The 12365-nt window shown below is 40.2% G+C and carries 10 protein-coding genes; 4 read left to right on the forward strand and 6 right to left on the reverse strand.

Annotated elements, in window-relative coordinates; translation table 11 throughout:
* Positions 1 to 52 precede the first annotated feature (52 nt).
* From J8L86_RS13750 to pdsR, 3 genes are all read right to left on the reverse strand, one after another.
* The gene (locus tag J8L86_RS13750) at positions 53 to 1249 is read right to left on the reverse strand and encodes a cystathionine beta-lyase (protein WP_055024402.1); all 1197 of its coding nucleotides are present in this window, start codon (positions 1247 to 1249) and stop codon (positions 53 to 55) included.
* An 80-nt stretch (positions 1250 to 1329) separates the two neighbouring features.
* Entirely contained in the window at positions 1330 to 3495 is a 2166-nt protein-coding gene (gene pdsS / locus J8L86_RS13755; protein WP_211030826.1) for a proteobacterial dedicated sortase system histidine kinase, read from the reverse strand.
* Positions 3495 to 4187, reverse strand: a complete 693-nt coding sequence (gene pdsR, locus J8L86_RS13760; protein ID WP_065108291.1) for a proteobacterial dedicated sortase system response regulator — start codon at positions 4185 to 4187, stop codon at positions 3495 to 3497. The genes pdsS and pdsR overlap by 1 nt, the downstream gene beginning before the upstream one ends.
* A 230-nt stretch (positions 4188 to 4417) precedes the next feature.
* Between pdsR and pdsO the strand changes: the two genes are divergently transcribed.
* From pdsO to J8L86_RS13775, 3 genes are all read left to right on the forward strand, one after another.
* Positions 4418 to 5233, forward strand: a complete 816-nt coding sequence (gene pdsO / locus J8L86_RS13765) for a sortase-associated OmpA-like protein PdsO (protein WP_211030827.1) — start codon at positions 4418 to 4420, stop codon at positions 5231 to 5233.
* Between the two features lie 80 nt (positions 5234 to 5313).
* Positions 5314 to 7821, forward strand: coding sequence for a marine proteobacterial sortase target protein (locus tag J8L86_RS13770; protein ID WP_211030828.1), 2508 nt, complete (start codon positions 5314 to 5316; stop codon positions 7819 to 7821).
* Positions 7818 to 8429 (forward strand): class GN sortase, encoded by a 612-nt coding sequence (locus tag J8L86_RS13775; RefSeq protein WP_211030829.1) that lies wholly within the window; start codon positions 7818 to 7820, stop codon positions 8427 to 8429. The genes J8L86_RS13770 and J8L86_RS13775 overlap by 4 nt, the downstream gene beginning before the upstream one ends.
* On the opposite strand, the gene J8L86_RS13780 is transcribed toward J8L86_RS13775, so the two are convergent.
* Together J8L86_RS13780 and J8L86_RS13785 are read right to left on the reverse strand one after the other, a co-directional pair.
* Positions 8421 to 9446, reverse strand: coding sequence for a GGDEF domain-containing protein (locus tag J8L86_RS13780; protein WP_211030830.1), 1026 nt, complete (start codon positions 9444 to 9446; stop codon positions 8421 to 8423). The genes J8L86_RS13775 and J8L86_RS13780 overlap by 9 nt on opposite strands.
* 193 nt (positions 9447 to 9639) lie before the next feature.
* A complete protein-coding gene (locus tag J8L86_RS13785; RefSeq protein ID WP_055024409.1) occupies positions 9640 to 10527 on the reverse strand; it encodes a hypothetical protein in 888 nt (295 codons plus the stop codon).
* Between the two features lie 545 nt (positions 10528 to 11072).
* Here J8L86_RS13785 and J8L86_RS13790 point away from each other — a divergent pair.
* Entirely contained in the window at positions 11073 to 11918 is an 846-nt protein-coding gene (locus tag J8L86_RS13790; RefSeq protein WP_211030831.1) for a LysR family transcriptional regulator, read from the forward strand.
* 43 nt (positions 11919 to 11961) lie between these two features.
* Here the strand turns inward: J8L86_RS13790 and J8L86_RS13795 are convergent, their stop codons facing one another.
* Complete coding sequence (locus J8L86_RS13795) at positions 11962 to 12336, reverse strand: diacylglycerol kinase (protein WP_119968301.1); 375 nt, start codon at positions 12334 to 12336, stop codon at positions 11962 to 11964.
* Positions 12337 to 12365: the final 29 nt, after the last annotated feature.

Consider the following 12365-nt stretch of genomic DNA (forward strand, 5'->3'; position numbering starts at 1 on the left):
TATGTTTGGCCTTTTTGTATTTTCGCTAACGTTTTTAAACTAAATTGACGAGTTAACGTTTGGCTTCCACTTCTGCATAACGCTCAAAAGCGGCGGTTAAGTCTGCAATTAAATCTTCAGGATCTTCTAAACCAATATGCAACCTGATAAGTGGTTTGCTGCTATCCCATTGAGTGGCGGTTCTCAGTTTATTAATACCAAAAACACCAAGGATGAGGCTTTCATAACCCCCCCATGAAAAGCCCATTTTAAAGTGGCGCATATTTTCTACAAATGCAGTGACCGAAGCTAAGTTACCTTGTTTTAATACGAACGAGAACAAACCGTTACCACCACTAAAATCACGTTCAAAAAATTCATGGCCAGGACAAGTATCAAAGGCAGGATGACGGAGGTGATCCACTTCTGGACGGCTTGCTAACCAATTAGCGACTATGCGTGCATTTTTATCATGTTGCGCCATACGTACGCCCAAAGTACGTAATCCTCGTGCAGCCATATAAACATCATCTGGCGAGGTGGTTTGTCCCATCAAATAGCTATTTTCACGCAATTGTTCCCAATGTGCTTCATTAGCTGTCGCTGTTCCCATCATGACATCAGAGTGGCCAACAATGTACTTGGTTGCAGCTTGGATTGAAATATCGACGCCCATCTCAAATGGACGTGAGTTGATTGGTGACGCCCAAGTATTATCAAGCATTACCACAATATCATGTTCATGGGCTATACGACTTAATGTCGGTACATCTTGAATCTCCATAGTGATTGATCCAGGAGATTCTAAGAACAAAACCTTGGTATTAGGCTGAATAAGTTCTTTGATGCCTTCGCCAATTAATGGATCGTAGTAGGTGGTCTCAATTCCAAAGCCTGCCAGTAACTTATTACACAGGTCTCGTGTTGGCTCATAAGCACTGTCGACCATAAGTAAGTGATCGCCACTTTTTAGAAATGATAGTAAAGCACCACTAATAGCGCCTGAACCAGAAGGGTATAATGCAGTGCCGACACCGCCTTCAAGCTCACTTATTGCTTGCTGGAATGAGAAGTGAGTCGGTGTTCCACGTCTACCATAAAACATTTCACCATTAGTTTTGTTTTTTATCGCAAAACGCATGTCATCCATCGTGTCAAAAACAACAGTAGATGCACGAAATACGGGCGGATTAATAATGCCCTTAGTGTACTTTTTGTCTCGGCCAACACTGACAATTTGAGTGGCTAATTTATCTTGCTGGTGACTCATAAATGCATTCCCAATCTTTACAAGGTGATAGGCGTATTTGATATTTTAGCCATCCTAACATCTATACGGCTAAAATAAAGTTATTTTACTTCAGTTACAGGGAAGGTGAGCGTGAAAGTAACTCCCGTTCCATCTGCAAGGTTATCAGCTTTTATTGTCCCTTTATGGAACTCAGTAATTAGTCTGCCAATGTATAGGCCTAATCCTAAGTGTGGCTTACTTTGCACGCCTTGAGGACGGATCGATACCATTGATTCGAAAATTTGCTCACTCATGTTGACTGGCAGTAACGGTCCTCTATTGGTGACTTTTAAGGTAGCGATTTTGCCAGATAAAGTTAACGATACTTGTATGGGATCTTGAGTACTAAACTCAATAGCATTATTAATTAATTTATCCATCAATTGCGCTATGTACTCGGGCACGCCATTCATCATCATTTGGTTAGTCGCAATGTCGATTGCAAATTCGTTGTCTGGATAAGTGTATTGATAGCCTTGCATACAACCACTGACAACCTGTTGCAGCGGAAATTCACTGCGCTCGGCGTGGGACAAACTTGCTTCTAGCCGCGTGGCTTCGCTTAAGTTATTTAAGATTAAATGTAGGCGGCTAACGCCTTCTTGTGCACGATTAACGTATTTTTCACTTGCTGGTTCAAGTGGCTGCAAGCTTAAATGCTCAAGTGAAGATCGAACAACAGCAACAGGTGTTCTAAGCTCATGAGATAAGCGAGATGACATGTTTTCAAGGTAGTGAGTATATTGGCCTAATCGTCCGACAATATTGGCAAAACTTCGTGATAAATCCCCAATCTCATCACGGGTTTTAGAAGGCACAATTTGCTGTCTAACTCTGCCTTGGCTATCGATGGCTTGCTCTGACTGATCTCGTAACTTACGTATGCGGCTAGAAATACTTGAGGCGAAAATAAATAAGGCAAGCGTACCCATGCTCATAATCGTTAAGATGACATTAAATAGCTTCTCTAATGCACGGTTACGCAATGTACGAATGCCATGCGTGGTTTCTTCAGCAATGACAGCACCCATCACTTTATCATCAATCCAAATAGGGCTCGCAGCAGCCAATACCACCGCTTTATTGTCAGGAGTTAAACGCCAAGTTGAGCCTCGTTTGCCATTTAATGCCTGTTGAATATGACTACCGCTTAGTTCGGTAGAGTCTTGCAACGAGTCGACAAAGTCCTGTGGCGGCTTAGTAAGGATTTTATAATAAAGTGGTAATAAGTAATCTTTTTTAAACTGACTCCAAGCACTACTGGTTTGAGTTTCAGCCAAACTGGATGACCAAACATTGTTATTGGCACGGATATCTCCAGATTTTGCTAACACTCTGCCATGGTTATCGACGACCCAAATCCGAGAGCTGTTATGGCTCATCCCCTTAATGATGTTTTCAATTTCTGGTGATGGCACCAGTACCGTACCAAGATGGGCAACTGAGTCGATGGCTGAGGTACCAATTATTGTATTAACTGTGCGAGTTCTAATATCATCGACATTGTATATTGCAAAACCAAGCTTGCTTCCCACCATTGATAACGGCAAGCGAAACTCAATATTGTAACCCTCAGCAGTACTTAACCATTGACCTTGGATACGGATCTCTGGAGTAACCGGCATGGATAAAGTGGGATCTTGCGGTAGCTCAAACGCACTTAACCAACCATCTTCTGTGTTGGCAATAATATAACGACGAAATTGTCCATCTGGCGCTTGTGTGGCGATGACTAAATGATCGTTCTTGTCGACCCGTAAACTATTTTTATTACGAAATACCACGTGCTTGTCATTGACTTGAAAAAAGCCATATAAATACCCGGCATATTTACCCACCATGTGCGTAAAGTGAATATCGACTGGTTGGTTTTCATTTCGATTAAAGATCACGTGCTCTTTAGAGTAGTTAATCATTCGATGTTGGTATTGCTGCCAATCGTGTAGCTTACCATCTAATTGGATTGGGCCAGAAAGCGGGTAGGCGTATAAGTCACGACCTTTTTCAACCTGACTTAAAAAGCTGGCTTGATGATTAAACAGTTTTGGCCGTTCATGTAAGGCGGTGGCTAAAGCTTGAGTTGTACCTTCAAGGGTTTTTTCCTGGCCGTGACGTAAGTACTTTTCCATTTCCCATACATACTCGTACCCAAGCCAAGGTAAGCACAGCAAAAATAGCGATAAAATGACAACTTTGGCCCTTAGTCCAATGGGAATATTAAACATTAATTGACACTGTCCCAGCGATAGCCCATGCCGTAAACCGTATCAATACAATCAAAGTTTTTGTCGGCACTAATAAATTTTTTACGGATCCGTTTAACGTGAGAAGTAATTGTACTGTCATCTACAAATATCTTAGCTTCTTGCATTAAATCTTGGCGACTTCTGACATGACCAGGGTGTTTCGCCATGGCGTGTACCATCCAAAATTCAGTCACCGTGAGCTCAATCGGTTGTTGATTCCAATACACTTGAATACGATTACCATCAATGGTTAACGCGCCGTGTTCAATTAAATTATCTTCAACGTTGGCTGCGCCGATAAGTTCTGAACGTCTAAATAATGCAGCAATACGTGCGATTAAATGCGGGAAGCTGACATCTTTTGATAAATAATCATCAGCGCCTAAACGTAAACCACAGACAGTATCAAAATCGCTGTCTCTAGCGGTTAAAAAAATGATTGGTAAACTGCTAGACATTGAACGTAGTGACTGACATAAAGTAAAGCCACCGTCGATTTCACTCTCTAGGCCAATATCAATGATGGCAAGATCTGGTAATCGAGCATTAAATGCCAGCATCGCAGCAGGTCGGTTGGCATATCCCTGTACGCTATAGCCCTGTTGCTGCAATAACTCTTTGTAGTTTTCTCTAATAGCGACTTCATCTTCAACGATGGCGATTCTTTTCATCTATTTAATCTTTGTTTTGGCTTATATGGCTGACTATACATGATTTTAACTTCAAAAAAATCGCCTCAGACACATTGCCATATTGTTGCCACATTTCATCTGCACATTGCCACTTTTATGCCCTGAGGTTGCCATTTCTGAGGTGTTTAATAGTGACATCAACTTAACGACACGCAGTAAACAAGTTGTTGAGTTCATTAATCACATTAAAACACTGAAAGGAAAATATCATGAAAAAACAACTAATCGCCATCGCTATCATCAGCAGTCTTTCTTTTTCAAATGTGTCACTAGCAGATGATGTTAATCATTTCGATGCAAGCGCCTATGACAATGATAACGATAATACTGAGTTGGTAGTGCAGGATGAGGAAAGAGAGCACACAGAAGAATTGGTTGGTCTCACATCAGGTGCTGTACTTGGTGCTGTAGTTGGTGGACCCGTTGGCGCCATCATTGGAGCATTCGCAGGTACGTTAATTGGTAAAACTGTCGGTGACGATACCGAAATTCAGTCGCAAAAAGAGTTATTAGCTCAACAGAAATTATCTATCGAAATGCAAACCTCAGAGCTTACTGCATTACATGAAAAGCAGCAGTCGCTTGCTGAGGTGACAGATGAATACCTTCATGTTCAAGCTCAGCTCTCTGACTTAAAAGCGGCGCAACAGCAGCAGTTACAAGAGTTAGCGATTGGCTTAAATGTTCAGTTTAAAACGGGCTCTTCGACCATTGAACCTCATTTTGAGCAACAACTTGATGATGTGGCGTATTTGATGGCGTTATCACCGGAATTAAAACTGGATTTAACCGGGTATGCCGATAGACGTGGAGACAGTAAATTTAATCAAGCTCTGTCAGAGCAGCGATTAATAGAAGTGACAAGTTACTTAGTGAGTCAAGGTGTGTCAGCAGAGCGATTACATTCTCAAGCATATGGTGCTTCAGCGCCATTACATGAGCAACAAAGCTTTGAAAATGACTTTTTTGACCGAAGAGTGACATTAAAAGTTATGCCTGTAGGTGAAGCATTAGCTGCCAACTAATTTACCTACTTCATTATCGCCTTGAGCAAGTTGCCATTAGGTATTGGTTTAGGGCGATATTGAATTCATGGAGAGAGCAAATGAAAGGTATCAACTCAAAAGCACACTGCTACGCCATTGCCGATAAGGCATGCTTGTCAGGGTATGAATCTAATAAGCCAACTCCTAGTGATAGAAGTTGTAACAACTGTGGTCAATCAATACTCGGCTACAGTTTATCTGCATCTGTGTTACTTGGACTAATCGTATTAAGTGTATTGTTTCCTGTTTATGCCATGGCTACATCGGTTACAACTGAGCTCGAAACGGTGATTCCGATTGAAAGTCGGTATCAAGAAGTCACCCAAGGAGTACTACGTTATCAGCAAGGTGGTCAACAGTACGAAAGTTTGCCGTTAAGCACGGATGTAACAATGAATGTTTCTGGCTGGACAAATCGGGTGAGTGTTAAGCAAACCTTTATGAATAATTCGTCTGAGTGGATAAATGGCAGTTATGTGTTTCCTTTATCTCATAACAGTGCCGTAGACAGTATGCGCTTAATTATTGGTGATCGTAGTATTGAAGGTGTTATTCAGCCTAAAAAGCAAGCAAAAGCTAACTTTGAAAAGGCAAAATCTCAAGGTAAAAGAGCAAGTTTAGTGAGCCAGCAACGGCCCAATATTTTTACCACTGAGATCGCTAATTTGGGCCCTAGTGAAACTGCAATTGTAGAGATCACTTATCAAGAGAAGCTGAATTATAAAGAAGGCATGTTTAGCTTACGCTTTCCTATGACGATTACCCCCCGTTATACACCGGCGCATTTACAACGACGAGATAGCCAACAGGGCTTGGCGTCATCAGCCGAAAAAAGTAACGCGGATATTAAACAGCATTCTTATTTGTCTTATCAATCTCTTTCGAGCAAGTTACCCGATAGCGTCACTCGTTACTTACCTGAATATTTCATTGACGAAACTCAGTCTGAAATCTTGTCCGACCCATACTTGCAGCAAGACTTGAATGTGGGGCTGGAAGAGTCAAATCATAACGCATTAATGGTGAGTATGACGGTAAATTTAGATGCGGGTTTTGATGTGAAAGCAGAGGCGATTACAAGTCCCTACCACAAGATCGCTAAGGTGCGACAAGCAGCTCAAGTTCAGTCGTTTTCGAATCATCAGCAATGGCTTATTTCGTTTGCTAAGCCAGAAAAAGCGAATAAAGATTTTGTGCTTCAATGGCGGGCAGAGCATCAAGAGTCTTATCAACCAATCGCTGCAGTATTTTCTCAGCAGGGCCAAACCCATCAGAAGAAGAGAGATTCGGCTAACTCAAAAAATGATAATTCACCTCATGTATCTGGACTGAAAGATGTTCAATATGATCTTGTGATGCTATCTCCGCCACTGATAAGTGAAAAGCATACTGAAGATATCTCACATACACCCAGAGAATTAATTCTAGTGATTGATACCTCAGGTTCGATGCAGGGTGCTGCGCTTTCACAAGCAAAGCAATCTATCCTCTATGCATTAGCTGGGTTAAGGGCTCAAGATAAGTTTAATATTTATGAGTTTAATCATAATGTTAATCGGCTATCTCAGCAGTCTCTCGCTGGCACAAGTAGTAATATTGGCCGTGCGCATCAGTTTGTAAAAGGGTTGCAAGCCAATGGCGGAACTGAAATTGGCAAAGCCTTATCAGCGGCGTTACAGGTTGAGCAAGCACAAGCAGTATCTGATAAAAGTCACTTTTTAAGACAAGTTATTTTTATTACCGATGGCGCAGTGAGTAATGAACATGGCATTTTTCAGCAGATTGAAGCTGAGTTAGGACAAAGCCGTTTATTTACAGTCGGTATTGGCGCTGCTCCTAATTCTTACTTTATGGAGCGCGCGGCTTTATTTGGTCGAGGTACGTTTACTTATATTGGTAATACATCAGAAGTGAACCAAAAAATAACTAAGTTAATGGCAAAAATTGAAAAACCAGTTGCCACCAATGTCTCTTTGACGTATGCCGATGGGACAATACCGGATTATTGGCCAGCACAAATTCCTGATTTGTACACAAATGAGCCCATATTGGTCAGTGTTAAGTCGCCAGCTTACAATCAACAAGACTTTATTTTATCGGGTTATACCCAAGGTCAGTACTGGAAAAAACAGATTAAACGTCAGGACAATACCTCTGCAAGTCACAATGCTAGTGGGCTAGATTTGCTGTGGGCTAATGCACAAATTCAGGCTATTGAAGCAACTCGCACACAAGCGAATCAGCAGCGGATTAAAAAACAAGTTGAAGCGCTTGGTATGAAGTATCACTTAGTGACTTCACAAACGAGTTTGGTTGCCATTGATACTACACCGGTTAAACCTATGGCAGAGATGGCCGTGCAAAAACAAGTGAAGAGACATCTGCCTGCAGGAAGAAATCAATCAGTAGGAGTGCTTCCACAAACCGCAACCTCAAGTCGTTTGAATGTGCTAATTGGGCTTAGTTTGTTACTGATAGCCTTATTAAATGCTTGTTGGTTAAAAGGGTATTTACCAGGTCAGAAATTGATTTTACCGAAGAAACCTAATGAGGAGGCTTGCTTATGATTTCTATGAAATGGATTATTCCTTGCAGTGTTGCCTTGATTGGAATGAGTTTTTTATCACATGGAGCGTATATGCAAATTAAAGCAAACTTTGCGCAATTTCTTATTGAACAAGCGTGGACTAAAACCTTAGCCGATCAACGTCCTCATAAACCTTGGCGCTGGGCTGACACACATCCAGTTGGGAAGCTTAAACTGTTTGCTGATAAAGAACATGATTTTTACCCAATTGGTCAGCCTATGTTTGTACTAGCTGGTGCTTCTGGCAGAAACCTCGCTTTTGGCCCTAGTTTATTGCTTAATGGAGCAGGGATTGGCGAGCAGGGTAATACCATCATTGCGGGGCATAGAGACACCCACTTTCTGCCTTTACAAAATGTCAAAAGAGGCGACATTGTTGAGCTACAAACATCCCAAGGCGTGTTACAGCAATACCTTATTGTAAGTACCGATATTGTTCACGAAACACAAACCGAGGTGTTAGATATGACAACGGATAATCAATTAACCTTGATTACATGCTTTCCATTTGAAGATTTATCAGCCAACAGTGATTATCGTTATGTGGTGACGGCTAAAAAAGTCAACGGCAGTCATCGTCTAATTTGAGATTGGCATGACCCTGTTTCTACCTAGCCTTTTAGCTTCATATAGTAGAGTGTCTGCACTTTCAATCAGTTGACTACTGGTTTGCTGGTGCTTCCACTCGCCAACCCCAAAAGACGCAGTAATGTTATCAATGCGAGTTTCACTACGGCGGTCTTTTACACTGAGTTTTTCTATTGATCGGCGCATTGCTTCCGCAAGTTGTCTTGCTACGCGTTGTTGGCTATTAGGAATAATCACTGCAAATTCTTCACCGCCAAATCGATAGAGTTTTACACCATCTCGACAAGATTCTTGTAAGCGTTTAGCGACCACTTTAAGTACTAAATCCCCTAGCTGGTGGCCGTAAGTGTCATTAAACTGCTTGAAGTGATCAATATCAATTAGGATTAAACAAGCTCCATTAGGCGACTGATTGACCAACGCAGAAATGTCATCATCAAATGCACGCCGATTTAATGCTTCTGTTAATGCGTCATAAAGCACATCTTTTTCGGTTTCCGCTAGACGTTGTTTTAAGGCATTGATTTCTGATTGTGCTTTATCAAGCTGCTGGGTAAAACTGGTTGTACTTGAATGAATGTTTGCAGATTCGCTGACGATATTTTTGACAACTTTTATCACTTGTTCCAACGAAAAGCCTTGATTTTCCAGTTCTGCTAATTTGCTGAATTCTTTTTGGATTTTGGTTTGAAAAGTGGTTGTATCGTGGTTGGTGTCTTTAAGAGATTGAGACAGTTCGCAAACCATTGCATCTAGGTTCTGGCGCATGCTTCTTACGTCTAATTCAACAGGATCGGCAATATGTTGTCGATATAGTAACTCGCTCGAAGTCGGAGAGTACTGTTGGTTTTGTGCAATCGTAGCATCAAGCGCAATGTTTAATTTTGGATTAGACTCTGAAACGTAAGCATACCAGAGAGCATAATTGGTTGGCGTGGTAGGGATGCTATGTTTTAGCATCAATGGGACAGCTTTTTTTAAATTTAATGCCGCTGTTTTCAGTAGCTCGTTAGACATTTAATCCCTCATCTCTGATACATCACTTAGCGAATTAAGGCAGGAGTTTTAAACGTTGTACTAATTTTAGGCCAAGCTGAATTAAATACAATTTGACCAATGAGGGCTTAGTTTTCTTGAACGCGTTAAACTTGCTAAATGATTTAAAAATAACGTCAAACTCAGCACCCTAAGATAGGATGCTCAATTTATATTAAAAAGAATAAGATACCGCAAACATTGGGCCAGTGAAACTGTAATTAATATTATAATCAAAGGTTCTAAATTCAGTGTCTAAGATACTACGAGATTGCTCAATATCAACATCAACATCATAATAATTATAGGCTAATGATAAATGCCAGTTCTCACAAATAATAGCTTGAACCCCAGCTCGAATATCAACTAAAGAACCTTTTACATTGTCATATTTTATCGCAAAGTATTGTGCATGAGCATTAAATACCCAGCCAGGGTAAAACTCATAACTTCCGTAAACACCTACATCAGGTAACGGAGCGGTAAGGGCATTATCAACAATACGAGGGGTAAAAGTCGCTGTGTCACACAAGGCATTTGGATCGCTTCGGCTTTCACATAAGCCTATATTGCCTTCAAATACGGTTTCAACAAACATTGTATGTAAGCCGATTGAAGCACCCACTGTATAATTATCACCTTCCCAAATGTCGTAGCCATAGCCTAAACGAAGAATATCAATATTTAAGGTTGTCGAAATTTTGGCTTCACCATCAATTAAAAAATTATCATCGTTATCACCAAACTCAGGGATTTCGATATCAAACCCTAATTGAGGTGTATCAGCGTTACGGTGCAGTGACTTCCAGTCAAGATAGATATTGTGGCGGTCGTTAAAACTATATGTGAATTCAAAAAAAGGCAGGAATTGATCTTCAGTAAGTAGCAGATCATCTTCGAAATCTAATAGATAATAACTATTAGTATCTTTGGCGCTTTTAACAAGCATTGTGGAGTCGGAACTGGCATAAAAAGCACCTATGGTGAATTTATACTCATCTGCATTAACATGGCCAGAAAAACTGGCTGCAGCTAAAAGTCCTACGAAGGCTTGCTTTAACATTTATTCTCCGCACTTTAAAATTACTTAAATCAGTAAACTGTGCTTTTATTGTTATTGTTAATCAGGGTTATATCTTATTATGTAGTCATACTAACATTATGTAACTAAATGTGAAGCTTTTGTTGCTGCAAAATTGTAAAAATGAGAACTAAGATCACGATTTATTCGTATTAAACTTTTGGCGGTAAAACTATAGAACCATAAGTCTATTTTAAATCGTTTTATTTCAATAGCTTATTGTTACTACTTGTCGGCTTTTTTTCATTACTATTTATTTAGCTAGCACGTTTTAATCATCTTTAAATTAGCATTATTTAATGTGTCAGAAGAACTTTAAATGTCATCTTTTTGACTGTATGTTAACAAATATGTAACGAGTAATGTGTGGAGAAATATTCCCCAAATGGTTAAAGAAAAGCTGCTTCAGCTAAGTCCTATACTTAATTCGTATGCGTAAATTAAACTTGATTACACGCTGCCATAATTTTGCTATAAATCGCGATTAGACTGTTTATGTTTTGTTAGACATTGAGTAAAAATCCATTATGGATACTGATTTATTAAAAACGTTTCTTGAAGTTTATCGTACTCGTCACTTTGGCAAGGCTGCTGATAACTTATATATCACCCGCAGTGCAGTCAGTTTTAGGCTTAAACAGCTTGAATCATTGCTAGGTGTTATTTTATTTGATCGTGAACGCAATAATATCAAACCAACTCCTGCGGGTGAGCGAATGTTAGCCCATGCTAATGCCGTATTAACTGCTCTTGAACGCGCCAAGCAAGATGTTTCCTTAATAGAGCAGCACAGTGTTCAGTTGTCGATAGGCATGGGCAATAATATTTGGGAAAGCTATTTAAAAACGGCAATACAACCTTTATATAAAACTGAACATGGCCTGTCGCTTCGTACTGATGTGATTACTTCAGCTGTGATGGCAAAAAAGATGGCAGAAACGACACTGGACATCGCATTAAGCTTTGATCCTTTCCATATAGATGGCATTGATACAATTACCTTAAGCCAAGTAAATTTATTACTTGTTTCCACTCAAGCTAATTTGCATATCTCTGATTTGGCTCTTTCGCACTATGTCAAAGTGGATTGGGGCACTGCTTTTAATATTACTCATGCACAAGAGTTAACAGCACTTCCATTACCCGTTTTGCATACGAGTTCAGCGCAAATTGCCCATGACTTTATTATCCAAAATAAAGGGTGTGCATTTTTACCTGAAGTTATGGTGACAGAGGATATTGCCTGCGGCAAATTGCATCGAGTTTGTGATGTGAAAGAAATCCGGCGCCACGTTTATGCATCCTATGCGCTAACAAGTGAGCGAATGAATGAAATTGAAAAAGTTATTAGTTCATTAAACCGTATTGCATGAAAGCCTGAACATATTCAGGCTTAACCGCTAAATTGTGAATAGGTTAAAGCAGGTAAGCATGAGTTAAAATCCCTATCCAAGTCAGTCCACATAATAATAAACTGAGAAATACTGCTGCAGAGGCAACATCTTTTGCTTGGCCGCTTAGTGGGTGAATTTCATCGCCAATGCGATCGACAACGGCTTCTATCGCTGAGTTAAGTAGTTCAGTTATCAGTACAATAAATAGTGTCATGATCATGAGGATTTTTTCAATCACACTGACATCGACTATTAAAGCGATGGGAACAAGGCAAAGACATAATATTAGTTCTTGCCTAAAAGCAGCTTCATTTCTCCAAGCACTGGTTAATCCTTTAAATGAAAAACCTGTTGCTCGTATGATGCGTTTAATACCGTGATTATTAGTGGGTTTCATAGGTGACCTAATTATTGATGATATGTCCT

The sequence above is a fragment of the Shewanella sp. MMG014 genome, assembly GCF_018100775.1.
Classification (GTDB): Bacteria; Pseudomonadota; Gammaproteobacteria; order Enterobacterales; family Shewanellaceae; genus Shewanella; species Shewanella japonica.